The sequence below is a fragment of the Polynucleobacter sp. JS-JIR-II-50 genome (assembly GCF_018687895.1).
Taxonomy (GTDB): domain Bacteria; phylum Pseudomonadota; class Gammaproteobacteria; order Burkholderiales; family Burkholderiaceae; genus Polynucleobacter.
Genome location: NZ_CP061307.1, coordinates 211,986 through 235,289, shown reverse-complemented (window position 1 = coordinate 235,289; position 23,304 = coordinate 211,986). Strand labels below are relative to the sequence as shown.

23 protein-coding genes are annotated in these 23,304 nt (G+C 46.7%); 10 read left to right on the top strand and 13 right to left on the bottom strand.

Going from position 1 to position 23,304, the window contains the following annotated elements:
* Positions 1–38: 38 nt before the first annotated feature.
* A complete protein-coding gene (gene dapB / locus FD963_RS01255; protein ID WP_215363755.1) occupies positions 39–839 on the bottom strand; it encodes a 4-hydroxy-tetrahydrodipicolinate reductase in 801 nt (266 codons plus the stop codon).
* A gap of 68 nt (positions 840–907) precedes the next feature.
* Complete coding sequence (locus FD963_RS01250) at positions 908–1,591, bottom strand: outer membrane protein assembly factor BamE (RefSeq protein ID WP_215362585.1); 684 nt, start codon at positions 1,589–1,591, stop codon at positions 908–910.
* Positions 1,592–1,673: 82 nt separating this feature from the next.
* Here FD963_RS01250 and fur point away from each other — a divergent pair, with 82 nt between their 5' ends.
* Positions 1,674–2,126: a ferric iron uptake transcriptional regulator gene (gene fur / locus FD963_RS01245; RefSeq protein WP_072583439.1), complete on the top strand. Its 453-nt coding sequence runs from the start codon at positions 1,674–1,676 to the stop codon at positions 2,124–2,126.
* 145 nt (positions 2,127–2,271) lie between these two features.
* On the opposite strand, the gene gap is transcribed toward fur, so the two are convergent.
* Positions 2,272–3,300, bottom strand: coding sequence for a type I glyceraldehyde-3-phosphate dehydrogenase (gap, locus tag FD963_RS01240; protein ID WP_215362584.1), 1,029 nt, complete (start codon positions 3,298–3,300; stop codon positions 2,272–2,274).
* Positions 3,301–3,341: 41 nt separating this feature from the next.
* Positions 3,342–5,333, bottom strand: coding sequence for a transketolase (tkt, locus tag FD963_RS01235; protein ID WP_215362583.1), 1,992 nt, complete (start codon positions 5,331–5,333; stop codon positions 3,342–3,344).
* Positions 5,334–5,376: 43 nt separating this feature from the next.
* On the opposite strand from tkt, the gene FD963_RS01230 reads away from it, so the two are divergent.
* Complete coding sequence (locus tag FD963_RS01230; protein WP_215362582.1) at positions 5,377–6,138, top strand: 16S rRNA (uracil(1498)-N(3))-methyltransferase; 762 nt, start codon at positions 5,377–5,379, stop codon at positions 6,136–6,138.
* A 33-nt stretch (positions 6,139–6,171) separates the two neighbouring features.
* On the opposite strand, the gene FD963_RS01225 is transcribed toward FD963_RS01230, so the two are convergent.
* The gene (locus FD963_RS01225) at positions 6,172–6,792 is read right to left on the bottom strand and encodes a barstar family protein (RefSeq protein WP_215362581.1); all 621 of its coding nucleotides are present in this window, start codon (positions 6,790–6,792) and stop codon (positions 6,172–6,174) included.
* A 128-nt stretch (positions 6,793–6,920) separates the two neighbouring features.
* On the bottom strand, positions 6,921–9,242 hold the full coding sequence (locus FD963_RS01220) for an NADP-dependent malic enzyme (RefSeq protein ID WP_215362580.1): 2,322 nt from the start codon (positions 9,240–9,242) through the stop codon (positions 6,921–6,923).
* Between the two features lie 105 nt (positions 9,243–9,347).
* Here FD963_RS01220 and thiL point away from each other — a divergent pair, with 105 nt between their 5' ends.
* The 3 genes from thiL to FD963_RS01205 are packed head-to-tail and all read left to right on the top strand — an operon-like array spanning position 9,348 to position 11,409.
* Positions 9,348–10,370 carry a thiamine-phosphate kinase gene (thiL, locus tag FD963_RS01215; protein ID WP_215362579.1) on the top strand — a complete coding sequence of 341 codons (1,023 nt, stop codon included), beginning with the start codon at positions 9,348–9,350 and terminating at the stop codon, positions 10,368–10,370.
* On the top strand, positions 10,370–10,930 hold the full coding sequence (locus FD963_RS01210) for a phosphatidylglycerophosphatase A (protein ID WP_215363753.1): 561 nt from the start codon (positions 10,370–10,372) through the stop codon (positions 10,928–10,930). Before thiL ends, FD963_RS01210 begins: the two co-directional genes overlap by 1 nt.
* The gene (locus tag FD963_RS01205) at positions 10,930–11,409 is read left to right on the top strand and encodes a CinA family protein (protein ID WP_215362578.1); all 480 of its coding nucleotides are present in this window, start codon (positions 10,930–10,932) and stop codon (positions 11,407–11,409) included. The genes FD963_RS01210 and FD963_RS01205 overlap by 1 nt, the downstream gene beginning before the upstream one ends.
* Positions 11,410–11,429: 20 nt before the next feature.
* On the opposite strand, the gene corA is transcribed toward FD963_RS01205, so the two are convergent.
* Positions 11,430–12,395: a magnesium/cobalt transporter CorA gene (gene corA / locus FD963_RS01200; protein WP_072583348.1), complete on the bottom strand. Its 966-nt coding sequence runs from the start codon at positions 12,393–12,395 to the stop codon at positions 11,430–11,432.
* A 73-nt stretch (positions 12,396–12,468) separates the two neighbouring features.
* Here corA and pyrF point away from each other — a divergent pair, with 73 nt between their 5' ends.
* Positions 12,469–13,314 carry an orotidine-5'-phosphate decarboxylase gene (gene pyrF / locus FD963_RS01195; protein WP_215362577.1) on the top strand — a complete coding sequence of 282 codons (846 nt, stop codon included), beginning with the start codon at positions 12,469–12,471 and terminating at the stop codon, positions 13,312–13,314.
* Between the two features lie 17 nt (positions 13,315–13,331).
* Here pyrF and mtgA read toward each other — a convergent pair whose 3' ends face one another.
* From mtgA to mpl, 6 genes are read right to left on the bottom strand one after another with little or no spacing between them, the layout of a single operon-like run.
* Positions 13,332–14,087: a monofunctional biosynthetic peptidoglycan transglycosylase gene (gene mtgA, locus FD963_RS01190; protein WP_215362576.1), complete on the bottom strand. Its 756-nt coding sequence runs from the start codon at positions 14,085–14,087 to the stop codon at positions 13,332–13,334.
* Between the two features lie 9 nt (positions 14,088–14,096).
* Positions 14,097–15,002, bottom strand: coding sequence for a shikimate dehydrogenase (gene aroE, locus FD963_RS01185; RefSeq protein ID WP_215362575.1), 906 nt, complete (start codon positions 15,000–15,002; stop codon positions 14,097–14,099).
* A 56-nt stretch (positions 15,003–15,058) separates the two neighbouring features.
* Positions 15,059–15,946 (bottom strand): energy transducer TonB, encoded by an 888-nt coding sequence (locus tag FD963_RS01180; protein ID WP_215362574.1) that lies wholly within the window; start codon positions 15,944–15,946, stop codon positions 15,059–15,061.
* Positions 15,930–17,981 carry a ribonuclease catalytic domain-containing protein gene (locus FD963_RS01175; protein ID WP_251367254.1) on the bottom strand — a complete coding sequence of 684 codons (2,052 nt, stop codon included), beginning with the start codon at positions 17,979–17,981 and terminating at the stop codon, positions 15,930–15,932. Before FD963_RS01175 ends, FD963_RS01180 begins: the two co-directional genes overlap by 17 nt.
* Before the next feature lie 2 nt (positions 17,982–17,983).
* Positions 17,984–18,718, bottom strand: a complete 735-nt coding sequence (locus tag FD963_RS01170; protein ID WP_215362573.1) for a beta-ketoacyl-ACP reductase — start codon at positions 18,716–18,718, stop codon at positions 17,984–17,986.
* A gap of 30 nt (positions 18,719–18,748) precedes the next feature.
* Positions 18,749–20,149, bottom strand: coding sequence for a UDP-N-acetylmuramate:L-alanyl-gamma-D-glutamyl-meso-diaminopimelate ligase (gene mpl / locus FD963_RS01165; RefSeq protein WP_215362572.1), 1,401 nt, complete (start codon positions 20,147–20,149; stop codon positions 18,749–18,751).
* Positions 20,150–20,175: 26 nt separating this feature from the next.
* Between mpl and FD963_RS01160 the strand changes: the two genes are divergently transcribed.
* From FD963_RS01160 to accC, 4 genes are all read left to right on the top strand, one after another.
* Entirely contained in the window at positions 20,176–20,703 is a 528-nt protein-coding gene (locus FD963_RS01160) for a TlpA disulfide reductase family protein (RefSeq protein ID WP_215362571.1), read from the top strand.
* 219 nt (positions 20,704–20,922) lie between these two features.
* A complete protein-coding gene (gene aroQ / locus FD963_RS01155) occupies positions 20,923–21,372 on the top strand; it encodes a type II 3-dehydroquinate dehydratase (protein ID WP_215362570.1) in 450 nt (149 codons plus the stop codon).
* Positions 21,373–21,408: 36 nt separating this feature from the next.
* Positions 21,409–21,876 (top strand): acetyl-CoA carboxylase biotin carboxyl carrier protein, encoded by a 468-nt coding sequence (gene accB, locus FD963_RS01150; RefSeq protein ID WP_215362569.1) that lies wholly within the window; start codon positions 21,409–21,411, stop codon positions 21,874–21,876.
* 52 nt (positions 21,877–21,928) lie between these two features.
* Positions 21,929–23,293 (top strand): acetyl-CoA carboxylase biotin carboxylase subunit, encoded by a 1,365-nt coding sequence (gene accC, locus FD963_RS01145; protein WP_215362568.1) that lies wholly within the window; start codon positions 21,929–21,931, stop codon positions 23,291–23,293.
* Positions 23,294–23,304 lie beyond the last annotated feature (11 nt).

Sequence of the window (23,304 nt, the reverse complement as noted above, 5' to 3'; positions counted from 1 at the left end):
CGACAACTCTTTTCTTCTATTTTTAATTAATTGACTAATTATTTGCGTAAGCCAAGAACATCTTGCATATCGAATAAACCAGCACTTTGGTTTTGCAAGAAACGGGTTGCACGCAATGAACCTTGCGCATAGGATTGACGGCTGGAAGATTTATGACTGATTTCAATACGTTCGCCATCACCTGCAAATAAGACAGTATGGTCGCCAACAATATCGCCACCACGAATGGTTGCAAAACCAATGGAGCCTTCTTTACGTTCACCGGTATGACCTTCGCGGGCATACACAGCAACATCATCAAGCTTTTCACCTAAAGCATTCGCAATCACCTCACCCATCTTGAGTGCGGTACCAGAAGGGGCATCGACCTTGTGCTTATGATGCGCTTCAATAATCTCAATGTCATAACCTTGATTGAGCATCTTTGCCGCAATCTCCAGCAACTTAAAAGTGGCATTCACACCCACGCTCATGTTTGGCGCAAAAACAATCGCCAACTTTGCAGACGCTTTTTTCAAGCTAGCAATTTGATCGGTAGTTAGGCCTGTTGTACCGATAATCATTTTGGTACCCGTCTTTTCAGCAACAGCCAAATGGGCCATAGTGCCTTCAGGCCTAGTGAAGTCGATTAAGAATTGCGCATGAGCTAAAACCTGAGCAACATCAGAAGAAATCAGTACGCCCGTCTTTTTCCCCAAGAAGGCGCCAGCGTCTTCACCCAGCTGTGGGCAAGCATTGTGTTCAAGCGCACCCACCAACTGTGCATCAGTTGTATTGAGAACAGCCTCAATCAACATCCTACCCATACGGCCTGTTGCCCCTGCAATTGCAATCTTCATCATTTTTCTTCACTTCTTATTAAAAGTTGCTGAAACAACTTACTTCAGCATCAACACATAAGTAATTTTTACTTGGCTTCACTAGCCTGCGGAACATTGAGAGCCCCAGGCCCTAATGGCTCAGGCTGAACATTTGGATCCTTTTTAGAAAAGCTAAAAAAATCCCAGAACGAGCCACCAGTAGTAGCTGGTGGTATAGCCGCACCCGCTGCCAAATTATCCGTTTTACTTGGCACCATGAGTTCGGGTTGCTGCAATGGCGGCGTGACTGGTGGCTTATTGGTACCCGTGATGACTTCCCAGAACGAGCGTTTGGTTTTAGCGTAGTTATCGATCTCAGCAACCATCTCAACTTCTGTTGGCAAAGCGTCACCTTCAAACTTCACCACTTTGTCGCCATCAAAAAACACAGTCACGTGACGTTCTTTACCAACCTTCTGTCCAGCGCGCTTAAATTCAAAAATATAATCCCAGCGATTCGCGTGAAAGTAACTGGCCAATAATGGTGTACCCATAATTTGACGCACCTGTTCGCGTGTCATGCCTAGTTGCAATTTAGAATATTGCTCGCTCGAGATGAAGTTGCCTTGCACTACATCAGGAACATATGGCCTAAAAACCTTATTCATCCAAGCGCGTTGAGTTTCATCAACAGCAGAAGTGCACCCAACAACCCCCATCAATCCCAGTAGAGCCAAAGACACCAGACCCAATCGAGCAGGGGAATAAACACCCTTCAAAAACGGGTTCAAAAAGCGGGTAAAAAGTTCAAGGCAATTTTGCATGGCTGGCCGTATCATTAAGACATTGATTTTAGCTCCCAATGCCATAAATATGACCCAAAACCCTAGCCCTGAAGATTTACGCGATATTGGCCTAAAAGCTACCGGCCCAAGGATGAAAATCCTCGATTTTTTTCATCAAAACGGTGGAACCCACTTTAGCGCCGAAGATGTCTTTATGGCCTTAGCCAAAGAAGATAAAGAGATCGGTCTGGCAACGGTTTACCGGGTTCTCACCCAATTTGAGCGGGCCGGCCTTCTATTGCGTAGCCATTTTGAATCTAGCAAAGGTGATAGCAGGGCAATCTACGAATTAAATGAGGGTCAGCACCACGACCACTTGGTTTGCATTGATTGTGGCCATGTAGAGGAATTTGTAGACGAAGCCATTGAAAAAAGGCAGCGTGATATTGCTAAAAACCTCGGTTTTAAGCTCCAAGAGCATTCTTTAGCCATGTATGGCCACTGCTTAAAGAAGAATTGCCGCAACAAACAAGCTAAATAAAACGGCCAAAATAAGCTGTTTTCAGCACTATAGAAGCAAAAAAGACCTCAAATTGAGGTCTTTTTTACAAAATTAAGCCGAAAAAGAAGATTTAAGCGTTTTTTAACATCTTTTAAACACTCTTAGCGACTCTTATCAATTTTTCTTACTTTACAGCCATTAATGCTTCAGCAGCATTGAGCATCTGCACTGAATAACCCCATTCGTTGTCATACCAAGCCAACACCTTCACCAGCTTGCCATCCGCAGAGACGCGAGTTTGGGAGGCGTCGTAAATACTTGGGCGTGGGTCATGGTTAAAGTCGATAGATACCAATGGCAATGTATTGAAGCCCAAAATGCCTTTGAGCTCACCTTCGCTAGCACTCTTCAGAATGGCATTCACTTCGTCAATGCTGGTGGCGCGACTAGCAGCAAAAGTAAGGTCGACTACAGAAACGTTAATCACAGGCACGCGCATCGCGAAACCATCAAAGCGACCAGCTAAGGCGGGCAGAACCAAACCCACCGCTTTAGCAGCGCCCGTCTTCGTTGGGATCATGCTGGTAACAGCAGAACGCGCACGACGCATATCCTTGTGATACACATCAGTTAATACTTGGTCATTTGTGAAAGCATGAATCGTAGTCATCAAGCCAGATTCAATACCAATCTTTTCTAAGAGCGGCTTTACTAATGGAGCCAAACAGTTTGTTGTGCAACTGGCATTTGATACAACCACATCGCTTGGCTTCAAAACATTTTGATTTACGCCGTACACAATAGTTGCGTCTACATCTTTTTCACCGGGAGCAGAAATCAATACTTTCTTCGCGCCCTGCTCAATATGAATCATCGCCTTTTCTTTTGAAGTGAACTTACCAGTACATTCCAAAACTAAATCCACACCCAACTCACCCCATGGGGTTTCTGCAGGATTACGTGTGCAGAACATTTTGATACGATCGCCATTCACCACCATGCAATCACCATCAACAGATACGTCGGCTGGGAAACGGCCATGAGCAGAGTCATACTTTGTAAGATGGGCGTTAATAGCAATATCTCCCATCGCATTAATTGCGACGATCTTGATATCACGACGTGGCTTACCATTTACTTGATCTTCATACAAAGCACGCAATACCATGCGGCCAATACGCCCATAACCATTAATTGCGATACGAATTGTCATTTATTTCCCCTTGCTAATATTGAATTTATTTCGCATTTCTATTACTTCTTTGCAATGCATTGTTTGACTGTCTTCGCAATCTGGTCAGCCGTTAATCCAAAATATTCATACAGCACTGGCGCAGGCGCAGACTCACCAAAGGTATCTACGCCATGAACTGCTGCGCAACCATACTTCCACCAGAAATCACTCACACCCGCTTCAACCGCAATGCGCGGAATATTAGCTGGCAATACTTTTGCTTTATATGCAGGATCTTGCTGATCAAAGACAGTGGTTGAAGGAATCGAAACTACTCGAATACCCAGGCCTTCTTTTTCTAACTGCTGTGCAGTTTGTAATGCGAGAGCAATTTCAGAACCGGTAGCAATAATGACTGCATCAATCTTGCCAGACGGGTCGCGCAAGACGTAACCACCGCGTGCAATATCTTTAATTTGCGCAGGAGTACGCGATACAAATGGGCAGTTCTGACGACTAAAGATCAGGGCGCTAGGTCCATTTTTACGCTCAATCGCTGAGCCCCAAGCTACAGCACTCTCCGTAGTGTCACAAGGACGCCAAACCATCAAATTAGGAATCAGGCGCAGACTGGCTACATGTTCTACAGACTGATGGGTTGGGCCATCTTCACCCAAGCCAATTGAGTCGTGAGTGAAGACAAAAATACTACGCAATTTCATTAAGGCAGCCATACGCAAAGCGTTACGACTGTAATCTGAGAAGGTTAAGAATGTGCCGCCAAATGGGATGTAACCACCATGTAAGGCGATACCGTTCATGATGGCGCTCATACCAAATTCACGAACGCCGTAATTAATATGGTTACCCCATTGATCAGCGCGCACAGGTTTGCATGAAGACCAATTAGTGAGATTAGATCCTGTTAAGTCGGCAGAGCCTCCCATGAATTCTGGCAAAGCAGGTGCCAAAGCTTCGATCGCGTTCTGACTTGCTTTACGAGTCGCAATTGTTTCTGCTTTAGTTTGGCAAGTTTTTAAATACGTATTTAATGTCGCTGAAAAATCTTTAGATAAATCACCTGCCATACGGCGTTGCAATTCGGCAGCAAGTTCTGGAAATTTGTTTTTGTATTTCTGGAATTCTTTATTCCACTCATGCTCAGCCGCTTGTCCACGCTTTTTAAAATCCCATGCCGAATAAATATCTTTTGGAATTTCAAATGGTGCGTATGGCCAATTCAATGCAACACGAGTTTCAGCAATTTCAGCAGCGCCTAATGGTGAACCGTGCACTTTATCGCTGCCCGCCATATTGGGTGAGCCTTGGCCAATGGCGGTCTTGCAGCAGATCAGGGTTGGCTTATCACTCTTTTTAGCCTGGGCGATCGCAGCAGATACGGCTTCTGCATCATGGCCATCAACAGCGCGAATAACGTTCCAGCCATAGGCTTCAAAACGCTTAGGAGTGTCTTCGTTAAACCAAGAAACAACCTTGCCATCAATCGAGATGCCGTTGTCATCCCACAATGCAATGAGCTTATTCAGCTTCAGTGTGCCAGCCAAAGAACACACTTCGTGACTAATCCCTTCCATCAAGCAACCATCGCCTAGAAATACGTAGGTGTAGTGATCAACGATGTTAAGGCCAGGTCGATTAAATTCTTCTGCTAATAATTTTTCTGCGAGCGCCATTCCTACTGCATTGGAAATTCCTTGACCCAATGGACCAGTGGTTGTTTCTACGCCGGGAGTAATTCCATACTCAGGATGTCCTGGAGTTTTGCTATGCAATTGACGGAAATTTTTTAACTCTTCAATCGGCAGGTTGTAGCCAGAAAGATGCAAGAGTGAATACAACAGCATGGATCCATGACCATTAGATAAAACAAAACGATCACGATCAATCCAATGAGGATCTGTTGGATTATGTTTTAAATGTTCATTCCAAAGACCAACAGCAATATCTGCCATACCCATTGGCATACCAGGGTGACCTGAATTTGCCTGCTGTACTGCATCCATGGATAAGGCGCGAATGGCATTGGCCATACGAATTTGAAGGTTTGACATCGTAAAAGTGGTCTCTGGAAAATTAATTGGCTATATTTCAGTAATGCCTCAATTTTATCTTCCCGGACCATGGGAATCCCAAAAGCCAACTACCCTCACCCCAGAGGTTGCCCACCATTTGCGCGTTAGGCGCGTCCAAGCTGGGGAATTCTTCCCTGTATTTGATGGAAAGGGGCAAGTTGCCAAGGGTGAGCTCCTCTCCTTGAGTGGGAAAACGGGTCAAGTCCAGCTAACGGATATCCGCACCGACACCCATCGTGAGACCCCATATGCCATTACCCTGGCTCAAGGGCTGGCTGGCGGCGACAAAATGGACTGGATTGTTGAAAAAGCGGTAGAAACGGGCGCCCAAAATATTGCCCCCATGCAATGTGAACGCTCCATCCTCAAGTTAACCCGCTCCAGCGACCTAGAGCGCGCCCAAAAAAGACTTGCCCACTGGGAGGGCATCATTCAAGCTGCATGCGAACAATGCGATCGCACTGTCCTTGCCAGCCTGGAGCCCATTCAAACTTTTGAAAGTTATTTACAAGCGACTCCAAAACCCGCACTCAAACTTCTACTCAGTCCTGATGCGACGAAAAGCCTGTATTCAGTACTCATAGAAAATGATCCACAAGATATCGTCTTAATGATTGGCCCTGAAGGCGGTCATTCACCTGAAGAAGAGGCGCAAGCAGAGTCAGCAGGCTATCAATTGGTTTCACTGGGGGAGCGGGTACTCAGAACAGAAACAGCGGGCGTAGTGGCTATTACAGCCGTACACAGCATATGGAATCCTGAAATGCAAAATCGCCTCAAGTAGAGGCGATTTATAGGTCTTACAAGACTTTAGCGATTAAGCAAAAGAATAGAAGACGCGGTATGGAGTACGGCGCTCAGCCCAGAAATCAACAGCATCGCGGAAAACATCCAACAATGTTTCACGAGCTTCTTTGTCAAACTTCTGAGTACAAGGCAAACCTTCGAGCACCACTACAAATCCAGGCTGTGGGCCAGACTTGTCTACCGTGGTAGTCAAAGCATCCAACAAAGGATCGTAATTTTTTGCCTGCTGCTTAGTAAATGAGTACGCAATCGCAATCGACTCCAAAACCTCACCTTTAGTCATTGCATTTGCGCAATTGGCATAAATGAAGTGTTGACCCAATTCAGTTGCCGCTTCCTGCAAATCAGGCGTGCGGAAAGCGCGAATAGATTGAACGATATTAGGGCGCACACTGCGCAACATTGCCGGCGGTCCGGCATCGCGAACGGCCAAAGCGGCACGCCAAGAAGCTGTCACTTTTTTCCCCGAAACTTGATTTGCTGCATAGGTTTGTAAACGAGATAGGCCGCCTTCAGCATAAATGTTGGCAGCGGATGATTCGGTTTCCAGTCGATCATTGCTATCCCAACCTTCAGCACGGCTATGTTCGTCAAAGCTGGCTGTATTGCTGTTTTCAGAGCGATTATTCATGATGGGTGCTAGGTTACCCGTAACACGCCATCAAATCAAGCCCAAATACAGTGCATTTTATGTAAAGCACTGATTTATATAGAAGTAATTTATGTAAGTTATTACTAACTTACATAAATTACCAATTCTTAAGAAATACCTCTGGCGTTACTGGCTGCCTCTACAACCGCCAAAGTTGTCACATTCACAATACGACGCACAGTTGCGGCCGGGGTGAGAATGTGAATAGGCTTAGCAACACCCAGCAACAATGGACCGATTGCAATGCCATTGCCTGCTGCTGTTTTTAGCAAGTTGTAAGAAATATTTGCTGCATCAATATTTGGCAGGACCAACAGATTCGCATCGCCCTTCAGTGAGGATGAAGATACGGCACCTTCGCGAATGCTCGCATCTAAAGCGCTATCGCCATGCATCTCTCCATCAACCTCTAAAGTTGGATCTGCCTTTTGGAGCAATGCCAACACTTCTCGCATCTTGACTGCGGAAGGCGCGTTGCTGGAGCCAAAATTCGAATGAGACAGCAAGGCAACTTTAGGAGCCAGCCCTAACTTTCTCATTTCACTTGCGGCCATGAGAGTGAGGTCTGCTAACTGCTCAGCAGTAGGATCAAGATTGATATGGGTGTCCACTAAAAATACTTGGCGACCGGGAAGGATCAAACCTGACATCGCACCATATACATTTGCACCGGGCTCATGTCCAATCACTTCATCAACATACTTTAAGTGAGTAGCGATATTGCCGACCGTGCCAGAAATCATGCCATCCGCCATACCTTTTTGAATCAACAGGCTGCCAATCAAGCTATTACGGCGGCGCACCTCAAGCTTAGCAAACGACTGTGTGACACCCTTACGCTCAGTGAGCGCAAGGTAGGTCTGCCAGAAATCACGGAAGCGTGAATCATTCTCTGGATTCACAATCTCAAAATCATCCCCTGCCTTCATACGCAGGCCAAACTTCTCGATACGATGTTCGATCACTGCTGGACGACCAATCAGGATTGGGGTTGCGAGATGCTCATCAATGATGATCTGTACTGCACGCAATACACGCTCATCTTCACCCTCAGCAAACACAATACGTTTTTGATTTGCTGGTACACGTTTAGCAATACTAAAGAGTGGCTTCATCAAAGTACCAGAGTGGTACACGAATTGCTGCAACTGATTACGATAAGCGTCGAAATCTTTAATCGGGCGAGAAGCTACGCCATCATCCATTGCTGCCTTGGCTACTGCTGGAGCAATTACCGTGATCAAGCGCGGATCAAATGGCTTCGGAATTAAATACTCTGGACCAAATGATAGGTTCTCAATGCCGTAAACAGAGGCAACCACCTCACTCTGTTCCGCTTGAGCCAATTCCGCTACAGCCTTGACCGCTGCGACTTCCATGCCACGGGTAATCGTTGTTGCACCCACATCTAATGCACCGCGGAAGATGAATGGGAAACACAAAACATTATTTACTTGGTTCGGATAATCAGTACGGCCTGTTGCCATCACTGCATCTGGACGAACTGCTTTCACTTCTTCGGGCAAGATTTCTGGGGTTGGGTTTGCCAAGGCATAAACCAATGGCTTCGGCGCCATCTTCTTCACCATATCTTGTTTAAGCACACCGCCAGCAGAAAGGCCTAAGAAAATATCTGCACCTTCAATCGCTTGATCAAGCGTGCGCAGATCCGTATCCTGGCAGAATGGCTCCTTCTCTGGATCCATCAACTCTTTGCGACCTTTGTAAGCAACGCCAGCCAAGTCAGTAACCCAAATATTTTTACGCTGAATACCTAAATCAACCAATAGATCTAAGCAGGCTAGCGCAGCAGCGCCCGCCCCTGAAGTAACCAACTTAACGTCTTCTACTTTTTTACCAACCACCTTCAAACCATTGATGATGGCGGCTGCAACCACAATCGCCGTACCGTGTTGGTCATCATGGAAGACCGGGATCTTCATGCGTGCTTGCAACTTACGCTCAACGACAAAACAATCGGGCGCTTTAATATCTTCTAAATTAATACCGCCAAAAGTTGGCTCTAATGCCGCAATAATTTCTACCAACTTATCGGGATCATTTTCATTGACTTCAATATCGAAAACGTCAATGCCAGCAAACTTCTTAAAAAGAACTGCTTTACCTTCCATCACTGGCTTACTTGCCAGCGGTCCAATATTTCCCAAACCTAAAACGGCAGTGCCGTTCGTAATAACACCAACTAAATTTCCACGTGCTGTGTACTTGAATGCATTCGCCGGATCTTTAACAATCTCTTCGCAAGGCGCTGCAACGCCAGGCGTGTATGCCAGCGCTAAGTCTCGTTGATTTGTTAATTGCTTTGTTGGGGCAATTTCAATTTTTCCCGGAGTCGGAAACTCGTGGTACTGAAGCGCCGCCTCTCTTAAGGCCGCAATTTGTTGCTCTTTATTATTTTCTTTGCTCATCCACTAACTCGCTAAGTTCTGTCTTATCTTCAATTATCTAAGACTTGTAAGACTTCAATTCTATTCCTCTCGGACATTCACCTCATAACCACCATAAAATGGGGCATGTCTTCTCATCACACCCCCCTCGGTGAATTTGACCTCATTGATCGTTTTTTCAAAACGGGTGCGGATTCCTTGCGCACCAATACAAATCAAGGCATTCCCTTAGGTATTGGTGATGACTGCGCCCTGATCAAACCACCTGCGAATGAAGAAATAGCCATTACTAGCGATATGTTGGTTGAAGGCAGGCACTTTTTTACAGGCGCCGATCCCGCCCCACTAGCCCGCAAAGCCCTAGCAGTTAACCTTTCAGACCTAGCAGCAATGGGGGCGAAACCACTGGGATTTACCTTGGCTATCGCCCTCCCAAAAATAGATGAAGCTTGGCTAGAGGCTTTCTCTAAAGGCCTGTTTGCCATTGCCAAGGAGTATTCCTGCCCCCTGATTGGAGGCGATACTACTGCTGGCCCTCTTACCATCTCTATCACCGCCTTTGGCAGCATCCCCGCCGGTAAAGCCATTCGCAGATCAGGAGCAAAGGCGGGTGATGATATTTGGGTCTCGGGAACCGTTGGAGATGCAAGACTCACTCTTGCTGCACTGCGTCATGAAATAAATCTATCTGGCGAAGATTTGCAACAAATAGAACACCGGATGCATCAACCATCGCCACGGCTTGAATTAGGTATCCAATTGAGAAACGTTGCGAGCGCAGCTTTAGATGTCTCTGATGGGTTGCTGGGTGATTTACACCACATCTTGAAGCAATCACAAGTTGATGCACAAATTCAGTTGGATCGATTACCAAAATCGAGCATCTTGAAAAAACAAGAATCTTCTATTCAAAATTTATTTGCCGCATGCGGTGGTGATGATTATGAGCTTTGCTTTACTGCACCATCAAGCCAGCAGGAAAAAATACAGGGGATTAGTAAATCACTTCACTTGCCACTAACCCTCATTGGAAAAATACTTCCGCAAAAAGATGGTCAAGCAAGGGTATATTTACTAGACGCATCAGGAGCCCTGCTGAGTGATTCGCAAGCAGCACCTTTCCTCAATTCATTTGACCACTTTGCATGATGACTAATGTTGAGCATTCCGCAGAAGTGAAACCAAACTTCAAATGGGTTTTTCAAACTGCCAGTCGCACCATTGCCTTTGGCTTTGGAAGTGGGCTAAGTCCTGTAGCTCCAGGAACTGCTGGCACCCTTTGGGCCTGGGCTGCATTCCTATTGGGCGAATACTTTTTCAGTACAGCAGACTTTCTCTGGATCATTGGTGGCAGCATTTTGCTTGGCTGCTGGATCTGCGGCCATGTCAGCGAAGAGCTTGGTAAAAAAGATTTTGGTGGAATTGTTTGGGATGAAATCGTCGCTTTCTGGCTGGTGCTTATCTTCATCATGCCAGCTAGCATTTGGATGCAGCTGAGTGCTTTTGCGCTATTCCGATTTTTTGATGCAATCAAACCAGGTCCTATTGGCATGATCGATCGTCACTTTAAAAATACTTCAAGTGATAGCACTCAGCGATCAAGCTTCTTGCAAATCATTTGGCGAGGATTTGGAATTGTGGTCGATGATCTTGCCGCTGCATTTTGCACGCTGCTCGCAATAGCCTTGATACAGTTTCTCATTAGATAATGAACTCAACCGATCTCACCAAAACCTTAGCTGAGATTTTACTTTCCAGAAATTGGACGGTATCGCTCGCGGAATCCTGTACTGGTGGTCTTGTATCCGCCACTCTGACTGAACTTGCGGGCTCAAGCGAGTGGTTCGAGCGTGGCTACATTACTTACAGCAATGAGGCGAAAATGGAGTGTCTGGATGTCCCAGCCCAGTTAATTGAGTCCCATGGGGCTGTCAGCGAGCCAGTGGCCAAGGCCATGGCTGAAGGTGCGCGGATCAATTCAAGAAGCAACGTGGCTATTTCCATTACCGGGATTGCCGGGCCATCAGGCGGGACCATTGAGAAGCCCGTAGGCACAGTCTGTTTTGGCTGGGCAACCGAGAATCAAACCCTCACTAAAACCATACATTTTGACGGTGATCGTCAAGCGGTAAGGCAGCAAGCAACCGAATTTGCGCTGACTGAGTTCATTGCACTACTCAGAAGTTAAGCGCAAATCCAGACTGCCAATTACTTCATCCAGCCTTTGCTGTGGAAATACCAGAGTGGAATGATTGCAGAGATTACCATTGCAACAATCGCCATTGGATAACCCCAAGTCGCATCTAACTCAGGCATATGCTTGTAGTTCATACCCCAAATACTTGCAAGCAAAGTTGGCGGCATTAAGGCTACGGATACCACCGAGAAGATCTTGATGATCTTGGATTGGTTCAAGTTAATGAAACCGACGGTAGCATCCATCAAGAAGTTAATCTTGTCGAATAAGAAGGCGGTATGGTTTTCCAAGGAATCAATATCGCGCAAAATTTGACGCGCTTCTTCTTGCTGCTCATCAGAGAGTAACTTGCTGCGCATGAGGAACGATAAGGCTCTGCGGGTATCCATCACATTACGACGAATACGTCCGTTGGTATCCTCCTCTTTGGCAATAGTTTCGAGGACTTGCTCTGCGTCAGCATCATTGATGTCATCTTGCAAGACTCGTTTACCAGCTTGCTCCAGGTTTTCATAAACCTCTTCCAAAGCATCGGCAGAATACTCAGCATCTGTTGAGTACAAATCCAGCAATACATCTTTAGCATTGCTCACTGAACCAGGACGCAAACGCGCACGCAAGCGAACCAAACGGAACACTGGCAAATCTTCGTCATGAATTGAGAACAATACTTGCTTGGTCAGAACAAACGCTACTCGAACGTTGCGAGAGGTTTCTTCTTCGTCCAATAAGAAATCAGTACGGATGTGGAGATGGCCATCATCTGCTTCAAAATAACGCGCAGATGCTTCTAAGTCGCCCAAGTCATCTAACTCAGGCAAAAGTACGCCAAATGCCTCTTTAATCCAAATTAATTCCTCTTCTTCTGGATCAACCACGTCAATCCAAATAGGATTGGCATATTGCAACAATTCATTGCGATCTTCGACTTGCTCTTGAGAGAGGCGGCCATTTTGCAGGACGAACAAGTTGATCATGGTGAACTCCTAAGGAATGTGCGCTAGTTTATCCTATAGGGCATGACAGTTTCACTAAAATAAGCCAAATCCAATGAACTCTCGCTCAAATACCTTTAACCAGCAACTCCAGTCCGCATGGGCTTCCCAAGGCAGCATGCTGTGTGTTGGTTTTGACCCAGACCCAAAGCGCCTGCCCCCCTCCTTACAAGGGAATGCCGAGGGTATCTATGAGTTCTGCCGAGAAATCGCTGATGCGACCGCGGATTTGGTCTGCGCCTTCAAGCCTCAATTTGCTTACTTTGCCTCCCAAAGAGCGGAGGCTCAACTAGAAAAACTGATCAAGCACCTCAAAGATAAATATCCCCACATCCCAGTCATCCTGGATTCCAAACGTGGAGATATCGGCAGCACTGCCGACCATTACGCCCTGGAGGCCTTTGATCGCTATGGCGCTGATGCAGTAACCGTGAATCCATACATGGGCTTTGACACAATCGAGCCCTACCTAAAGCACGCAGGCAAAGGAGTTATTGTGCTCTGCCGCACATCCAACCCTGGCGGGTCCGATTTGCAGTTCCTGAATGTGGCACCCAATGGCGAGCCTCTTTATCTGCATGTGGCCAAACTGGCTGCAGAACAGTGGAATAGTTCTGATCAGATCAGTCTGGTAGTTGGCGCCACTTTCCCAGAAGAAATTGCCAAGGTACGCACTATTGTTGGTGATATGCCCTTATTGATTCCAGGGATTGGCGCTCAGGGTGGCGATATCGATGCCACTGTCAGTGCAGGAAAAATAACCGGCAAGCCAGGCACAGGGATGATCATCAATTCTTCTCGAGCGATTCTGTATGCCAGTTCAGGCGCTGATTTTGCTGACGCGGCTAGAGTCGTTGCCATGAGTACTCGGGATGCACTTCGAGCTGCTGCAAACAAATAGTTAAGTAAAACAAGGAATTATTTACCCGAACCACTCTTTGGGTAAGGCGCCAAGGCAACTCTATCCATATTTTCCAAGACAAATTCTTGGCGAGCGGAATAATTAATACTGCCTCGACGGCAATACTGTTGCTTATCAAAACACTTTGGTGCTGGCAGCGCTGAAGCTAGAGCAGCAGCTTGGTCCCGATCTAGGGTTGCTGGACTTGTAGCGAAATAATGCTGAGAAGCAGCACCAATTCCAAAAATGCCCTCCCCCCACTCTACAGAATTCAGATAAATCTCAAACAATCGCTGCTTAGAAAGTATCAACTCCAAGAGCCCGGCGATGATTAGCTCCTGGCCCTTGCGCAAATAGTGTTGCTCTGAAGAAAGAAATAAGTTTTTTGCTAATTGCTGGGTAATCGTGGATCCACCGCGTAACGCTATTTTGGATTTATTCCCTGCTTGGGTTTTTTGCTGGTTTTGCTGTTGATTTTTCTGCCAAGCCTTCTGCATATCCTCTACCCGCACACCCTTGTGTTGAAAGAAGATATCGTCTTCGCTGACTAAAACAGCACGTTTTACATTATTCGAGATCTTGTCATAAGACACCCAATGAGATTGCACTGGGCAGGTCCAATGCCAAGTACATAAGCGCCAACGCTCAGCCCTCTGAAATGCAGTGCTACTGGGATCCAAGCTAATCCACAAAGCAATCTGCAAGGCGAAAAAGATTTGCATGGCGATAAATCCTGCGAGCAAACATTTCACTGGATATAGAAGCCAGCGCATCAGGGCAAATTAACTGCGTAACTCTGCTAAGACTGCCCGGGGGTCAATCGCAGTCGCTAATTGCGCGCCCCGCCATAGCAAGAATGCATCGGCCGCCTGCTCAACCAACATTCCAAGACCATCACTCACGCGAGCACCTCTTTGTAAGGCCTGCTGCATGAAGGCGGTAGTTTTGCCGTAGACCATGTCATAAGCGAAAGAGCTGGGCACAAAAATATTAGCTACCGCTTCAGGCGTCAATGGGGACTCATCGGTTAAACCAGCAGCTGTGGCATTGATCACCAAATCAAATGGATACTGAGTTTTTGCAACATCCTCTAAATCAGCCAAGGTGCGCGATTCTAGGGCCACCTCCTTAGAGCCGGCTAAATCTGCAAATAGCTTTACCAACTCATTTGCCTTTGCGCTGGAACGATTAGCAATGATGAGGGACTTAGGGGATTGTTCCAGCAAAGGGCCAATCACGCCCCGTGCGGCCCCGCCAGCGCCGATTAATAAAATGCGAGCGCTATGCAGCGCAATACCTTGAGCCAGTAAATCACGCACTAGACCAGCACCATCGGTGTTGTCACCAAAAATTTTGCCTTCTGTTTTCCATAAAGTATTCACAGCGCCAGCCAATTGCGCTCGCGGTGTTAATACATCCGCCAGGTTTTGAGCATCCAGCTTAAAAGGCACAGTGACATTCATGCCTTTACCGCCAGCGGCAAAAAAAGATTTGGCTACTGGAGCAAACGAACCTATCTCCGGCTGAAGACGGCCATAGTGCATCCGTTGATTTGCTTGTTCCGCAAACCGCTGGTGTATTGCTGGGGATCTGCTGTGAGAAATCGGATTGCCCGCAACCGCATAGACATCCACACCAGCAAAAAGGCTTAGATCGGTGTGTAAGGAGGCGGAATCGTTAGAACTCATGATGACTACAGAATAAGCGAATTTGTAAACTGAGTTAGTAAACTTTTTAAATGCTATTAATGACGTAGTTCTAGGCGATCGACACCATCACGCGTGAACTCAAAGGTAGAGATCCAATCTAAGACATCGATTTGATTACGCATTTCAGAAGGGAAAGGACCAAATGGTGCGGAGGCTCTCACAATTGCCAGCGCCTGGCGGTCCAATTCAGGATTGCCAGAACTACGACCAACCGAGAGCCCATCCTTGCCTTGAGCATTTGTAGTGATTCTGCCTTGGTTATCAACACTAACGACGATGACTAGACTGCCGTACAAGGGATGTCCGCTCGCCCTTGGGAAAAAAGCGCTACCGTAAGCCTCAATCTTTTGACGCATCGCATCGTAATAATGCGCAAACGTGACTGCTTTGGTATTGGCTCCAGTCAACACTTTACGTCTAGGCTCTTTGCCGTCAGCTTGCAAGCGTTTGGCTAACTCAGCTTCTAAAGAATTTAATTGGGGTGTAATTTTTTGTTCATCGCCACTCTTGCGACCACCTGAACGAGTGCGCTGCTCGTCCAACTTTGCGAGCATTTCCTTTTGCTGTTTTTCTAAAACCTCGAGCCTAGCCTCAGCACCCAATCTGGCGCGATGCGTTGCGGTGGCTTCTTGATTTTCTGTTTTGCCACCACCCTGTAAATCTGCTTGGGCCAACTTATTCGCTTTTTGAGGTGGCGTTTTATTGCTAGCGTTTACTAAAACCACGCTCAGTGGGGTATTGAGTCTGCGGTTCTGGATCTCTCCCACACCCCAGCGGAAAGATAAAAAAAGAATGTGGATCAGTAGCGAAGCGCACAGGGCAAACCGAAATGGATGGCGACTCCAAGCGCCTCGCAAATAACGCAAAGCCTTACCAAGCCCTTCAGGACAAGGAAACTCCAGCGATTTAATCTGGGCTAGCATCTTCTTTGGGATTATCCGAAACCACTTGCTCTGGAGCCTGCTCGGCAGCCTGATCAGTCGAAGTTTTTTCGGGAGATTCAATTTTTGCCTCGATCTCCAACACACGAACGCCAGCACTTAGCTGCAGCAAATCTACATCTGCGATCACCACTTCCGCACGGGTCATGCGCGGATGGGTTGCCAATTCAGGGATAGGTAGATGAAGAGGTACTAACTCCACTCTAGACATACCCTCTTTTAAATGGCGGACATGTACCGTTTTCGATTCAGCATCTTGAATGATCCAACGCAAGCACCAGTACTTCTCCAATCGATCTTGGAACTCGCCATAAGCTTGATAGCAAGATTCAAAGTCAGCAGCAATACCCATCAAGGTAGCGTCTCTCGGCGGGAATGGGGCAACCATCTTGGCGGTGACGCCATGCTTTGCCAGCGCAATTAATTGCCATTGATTTACCAAATCAGAATACCGACGTAAAGGAGATGTACACCAGGCGTAATAGTCCAAACCAAGGCCTTCATGAGGTCCAGGGGTCGTTTGCATCCGGGTGCGCAATGGACCCCAACCCTTTTGAGTTCTGAATAGTCCAGGAAGGCCATGATCTGCTAGAAGCTGTCCTGAGGCGCTATTACAGAAAATCATCCACTCAGCAACAATCGTATCCAAAATAGAACCGCGTTGACGTGGGGTGATTTCTACACGCTGTACCCCATCAACATCTTGAATCTGAAAATGAAAGTCTCTTGCCAGGGCATTTGGATCTATGACACCTAACTGCTCAGCACGCAAACCATTTGCTACGCGCTTTTCTTGACGACCCGCATGAAGTAGTTTGGCAGCCTGCCATAAGGTCGCCAACTCTTTACGGTAAGGGTAATTAGCGTCCTCATCAAGCAGACTCTCTTCGCTTACGAGGTGCTCAATATTTTCCAGGCGCAAATTGGCGGCCATCGGCACCATCTCGGCACGCATCTGCAAGCTCGCTCGATTAGCAACGCCTTCAGCATCAATATCAACATAGATCGATAAGGCCGGTCTAGGCATGCCCTCATCTAATGAAAATTGCTCAATTACTGAATCGGGCAGCATCGTAATTTTGTCACCCGGAAAGTACACCGTGGACATTCGATTACGGGCTACTTGATCTAATGGATCATCTTTTGAAATTGCTAATCCAGGAGCGGCGATATGAATACCTACTCGATGCCCGCCCTCAATTACTGTAACGGATAGAGCATCATCAATCTCCGTGGTACCCGAATCATCAATGGAGAATGCTTGCACATCTGCAAGCGGCAACTCAGCAACTGCAGCAGCATAAGAATCTTGATTGACCTCGATCGCTGAATTGTGATCTGCACCATTCGGAAAATGCGCCTTCAGGAACAAGCCCTGGTGATACGCCAAAGGAGAGTCAATAGCACCGCAACGAATCATCAGTTGCGCAGAAGATTCTCCGGTCTCGGTACAAGCAGCTACTAATGCCTTGTATGCAGAGGTATTTTTATCAGGAGAAAAAAGTAACTGCTTAGCTGAAGACTTCAGCATTTCAGGGAAGATGCCAGCAACCAACTCTTGCTGCCAAACGGATTGCTGTTCGAGCTCTTTTTGCTTGCGCTCTAAAGCAGCCAATCCAGCCTGCAACTGCTCTAGTGGCGCCCTCTGAAAGCGACCGCGCCCTTTGCGACGGAAAAATACTGGTGCACCTTGCAAGGCAATTGCCAGAGCAACTTGCTGCGGAATGCTCGCTTGTGAGCCAAAGTACTCATGCGCCACATCAACCAAGCCAAACTCTTCATCAGGCGCACAGTCCCAAAGGAGCTGCAAATCAATATCAGCAGTGAGTGTGTTGGCTTCATCCATAGTCATTTGAGCTTCTGGCTTTTCAAAACGCAGCCATACCTCTTTGGCCTTGAGCTTGATCTTTTTTCCAGAAAGGCTGGTGGCTTGCCAAGACTCTGCATCTCCAGCCCCTGAAGCAGACTGGACTGTGGCGATCTTAATATCGCCACCTTCTTCGTATAAAAGATTCATGCTTAGAGCGAGATCCCGCCGCTGGCCTCTAATGCCACTCCATTGACATAGCTTGCCTCATCGCTCGCTAAGAATAAATACACATTTGCCATTTCTATTGGGGTGCCTAGACGACCAAGCCAACTACGCTTTTCAATGTCTTGCACAATATTTGCTGGCATGGCCATGACCATTTCAGTGGCAATAAAACCTGGGCACACCGCATTGACTCGAATGCCTTTGGATCCTAATTCACGTGCCCATGTTTTTGTAAAACCAATTACTCCAAATTTAGTAGCTGAGTAATTGGTTTGGCCAAAATTGCCATAGAGCCCCACAACGCTTGATGCATTGACCACTGCGCCAGAGCCCGCTTCCAGCATATGCGGCACGATTAACTGAGTGCAATTGAATACACCCTTCAGATTGACATCAATCACGGTATCGAACTGTGCTTCGGTCATCTTAATTAAGCGTGCATCTTGAGTAATGCCAGCGTTGTTAATCAAGATATCAATCCGTCCGTGCTTTTGCATTACCTGATCTACGACTGACTGAATGCTAGCGCGATCAGTGACATTCATGGCGTAGCCTTCGGCATTAGGCGTTTTTTCAGCCGCGCTATCAACAGCCTCCAGGCTAATATCCGTAATGATGACCTTTGCGCCTTCTTCTGCAAAACGCTGAGCAGTAGCAAAACCAATACCCTTTGCAGCGCCGGTAATGATGGCTACTTTGTCTTTCAATCTATCGCCCATGATTTGCTTTCTGTATTTACTTGTATTTTTTTACTGCGCCGAAATAGCTTTTAATATTTTCTGATGCACGCCACCGAACCCGCCATTACTCATTACCAAAATATGATCGCCAGGCTGAGCCTCATGCGCAACGGCCTTTACTAATTCCTCAAGTTCATCAAAGGCATGTGCCTTGCCTTGCTCGCTTGTATTGAGAGGGGATAAGACTTCTGCCAAATCCCAGCCCAATGATTCCTTGCCGGTATTAGCACCATAGGCAAACACTTTATCAACGGCTTCCAGGCTTCCAGGAAGTTGGGCTTTCATCACACCGAGCTTCATCGTATTTGAACGTGGCTCCAGTACCGCCAAGATACGTGCTTTACCAACACGGCGCCGAAGACCATCAACTGTAGTCGTGATCGCGGTTGGATGGTGGGCAAAATCATCATAGACCGTGATGTCATTTACAACACCAATCGTTTCCAGGCGACGCTTTACATTCTTAAATTCTGCCAATGCACGTGCAGAATCTGCTGGCGATATGCCAATATGATTTGCGCAAGCAATCGCCGCAAGTGCATTCAGTTGGTTATGTCTACCCATCACACCAGAATCAGGCGCCCACTTCACAGTGGCCACTGCTTCACCTACCTTGCGCACAATGAAGCCATCAGCCTCCTGAGCAATCAAAGACCATTCGTTTGTGAGTTCTTGTCCGAACCGCTCTACAGGCGCCCAAGCACCACGCGTGATCACGCTCGCCAATGCGGGCTCCTCACCATTTACGACCAATAAACCATCACCAGGAACAGTGCGCACTAAATGATGAAATTGAGTTTCGATTGCCGCAAGATCAGCAAAAATATCGGCGTGATCAAACTCCAAGTTATTCAACAGCGCAGTACGTGGTCGGTAGTGAACAAACTTACTGCGCTTATCAAAGAAAGCAGTGTCATATTCATCAGCTTCAATAACAAAATATTTACTTTCACCTAAACGTGCAGATACCGTGAAATTCAGAGGAACACCACCAATGAGATAACCAGGCTTGTAACCGTTGAATTCCAAAATCCAAGTCAACATAGCTGAAGTAGTTGTCTTGCCATGCGTACCCGCTACGGCCAGAACATGTCGTCCATACAAAACTTGCTCGCCTAACCATTGTGGCCCAGAGATATAGGGTAGCCCTTGATTCAGAATTGCTTCCATCAATGGATTGCCGCGAGAAACCACATTGCCAATCACGAATAAATCAGGCATGGTCTCAAACTGAGATAATTGATCAGGTGAGAATCCCTCAATCAGTTCGATGCCTTGGGCTTCAAGTTGCGTACTCATTGGTGGATACACGTTGGCATCACAACCAGTAACGCGGTGTCCAGCCTGCCTCGCGATTGCGGCAATGCCGCCCATGAAAGTACCGCAAATGCCCAAGATATGTATATGCATTAGCGAATTTTAGCGAAGGAGTTGCAATGAACCGTAGACAATTAATCATCATCGTCGCAATTAGTCTTTTAGCACTCCTTGGAGGCGTACTAACTTCTCAATGGATTTATAAAAGTGGCTTGGCCAGCGATCCTGCTGTGAAAGCATTTTTTGCCAATTCTTGGCAAACGCCGGATGGAAAAACAGTCGACACCCAAAAATGGCAAGGAAAAGTGCTGGTGGTGAACTTTTGGGCCTCCTGGTGCCCCCCATGCGTTGAAGAAATGCCCACTTTAGACCAGCTTCAGCAAGAGTTTTTGCAGCAAAATGTCTTATTTGTCGGTATTGGTATCGATTCACCCTCTAATATTCGTGAATTTCTTTCAAAAACACGAGTGAGCTATCCGATTATGATTGGCGGTCTTGAAGGTAGCAATCTTTCTAAGCAACTAGGAAATTCCCAAGGCGCCCTTCCTTACACCATCATCATCAATGCCAAGGGTAAGGCTAGCTATAGCAAATTAGGTAAGATAAGCGAAGATGACATCAGAAGTGCAATTAAATCCGCTTTATAAGTATTTTTAAGGTTTAATTGGATTTATCTACTGATCAATTTTTGCCTAATAATTAAGCATTTATTTTAATATCCACCCCTAAAATCGATGAAAATTCCTGTTTTTACAGCGAGTTTTTGGTCTTGTCCCAGCTTTTAAAAGGTATACTTCCCTTTATAAGCAATCGAGCATGAAGTTATTTAGCAATTTACGCTTAACTGCCTCTAAAAACAGGGATCTATGTCGAAAAAAGCTTCAATTCTCGTAATTCAGGGCCCAAACCTAAATCTATTAGGTACCCGTGAACCCGATGTTTACGGAACAACTACCCTAGAAGATATCCACCGAAAGCTAGGCGAACTGGCAAAAGCGCAGTCCGTTGACCTCGGCACTTTTCAAAGCAATCATGAAGGCGAGTTAATTGACCGCATTCAAAAGGCTAAACAAGATGGGGTTGATTTTATTGTCATCAACCCAGGCGCCTTCACCCACACGAGCGTTGCATTACGCGATGTCTTGGCTGGGGTAGCCATTCCTTTTATAGAAGTTCATTTATCCAACATTCATCAGCGCGAAGAATTCCGTAAACATTCCTATTTGTCCGATATTGCGACCGGGGTGATTTGTGGTCTTGGCGCGATTGGCTATGAATTAGCCCTTCAAGCAGCCATTGCTCGTTTGCAGAAATAAAACTATTTAAAGAATGAGAAGAGAGGAAGCACTCGTATGGATCTGAGAAAACTAAAAACCTTGATTGACCTAGTTTCTGAATCAGGCATTTCAGAGTTAGAAGTAAATGAAGGCGAAGATCGTGTTCGCATTGTGAACGCTGGATCTCCTGCGCCAGTTGGCCAAATGGTTTATGCCAATCCAGCGCCTGCACAAACAATGCAAGCCGCGCCAGTGGCTGGTGCACCAGCTCCAGCAGTAGCTGCTATTGAAGCACCTGCTGCTGAAACTGGTTCTATCGCACGCTCACCAATGGTGGGAACCTTCTACCGCGCGCCAAACCCAGAATCTCCAAACTTCGTCAATATTGGCGACACGGTAAAAGTAGGTCAAACACTTTGCATTATTGAGGCAATGAAGTTGCTCAATGAAATCGAATCCGAGCATGCTGGTGTGATCAAAGAAATTCTTTGTGAAAACGGTCAAGGTGTTGAATTTGACCAGCCGCTTTTCATCATCGCTTAATTGACTGCCTTTAGCTCAATTCCAATTCACCGTTACTTAACTCAGAGCCGACATGTTCGATAAGATTCTGATTGCCAATCGGGGAGAAATTGCTCTCCGCATCCAACGCGCATGCCGCGAGTTGGGAATTAAAACTGTGGTGGTGTACTCCACGGCAGACAAAGAAGCGAAGTATGTAAAGCTTGCCGATGAAGCTGTTTGTATCGGGCCAGCGCCTTCTCCATTAAGTTATCTCAATATGCCGGCGATTATTTCGGCAGCGGAGGTTACTGACGCAGAGGCCATTCATCCTGGTTATGGCTTCCTTTCTGAAAATGCAGACTTTGCAGAGCGGGTTGAAAAATCTGGCTTTGCCTTTATTGGCCCTACAGCTGCGTCTATTCGCCTGATGGGTGACAAGGTTTCTGCTAAACGCGCCATGATTAAAGCTGGTGTGCCTTGTGTACCTGGATCAGAAGGCGCGCTTCCTGATAATCCAAAAGAAATTATTGCGACTGCAAAAAAAGTTGGCTATCCGGTAATTATTAAGGCTGCTGGTGGCGGCGGTGGTCGCGGTATGCGAGTGGTTCACACTGAAGCCGCACTGATCAACGCAGTCAATATGACCCGGGAAGAAGCGGGCCGTGCTTTTGGCAATCCAGAAGTCTATATGGAGAAGTTTTTAGAAAAACCTCGTCACGTAGAGATTCAGATTTTGGCCGACACCCATGGCAATGCTATTTGGTTAGGTGAGCGCGATTGCTCTATGCAGCGTCGCCACCAAAAAGTCATTGAAGAAGCGCCGGCACCAGGCATTGATCGTCGCTTGATCGCCAAAATTGGTGAACGTTGCGCAGAAGCCTGTCGCAAGATTGGCTACCGTGGCGCAGGTACATTTGAGTTTCTCTACGAAGATGGCGAATTCTTCTTCATTGAGATGAATACCCGCGTTCAAGTTGAGCATCCAGTAACTGAAATGATCACTGGCGTGGATATTGTTCAAGAACAAATTCGCATTGCCGCCGGCCTAAAACTCAGCTATCGCCAAAAAGACATTGTTTTCCGTGGTCATGCCATTGAGTGCCGTCTGAATGCTGAAGACCCATTCAAGTTCACCCCGAGCCCAGGCAAAATTGGTTCATTCCATATGCCTGGTGGTCCTGGTATTCGAGTTGATTCGCATGCTTACAGTGGTTACGTGGTGCCATCAAACTACGACTCCATGATTGGTAAATTGATTTCTTACGGCAATACTCGTGAGCAAGCCATTCGCCGCATGCAGATTGCGCTCTCTGAGATGGTGATTGACGGCATTACAACCAACGTCCCACTCCACCGTGAGCTCATGTTAGATCCGAACTTCATTGAAGGCGGCACCAGCATTCACTACTTAGAGCATCGCTTAGAAGAGCAAGCTGCGAGTCGCGGTAAATCCTAATGATGAAAGCG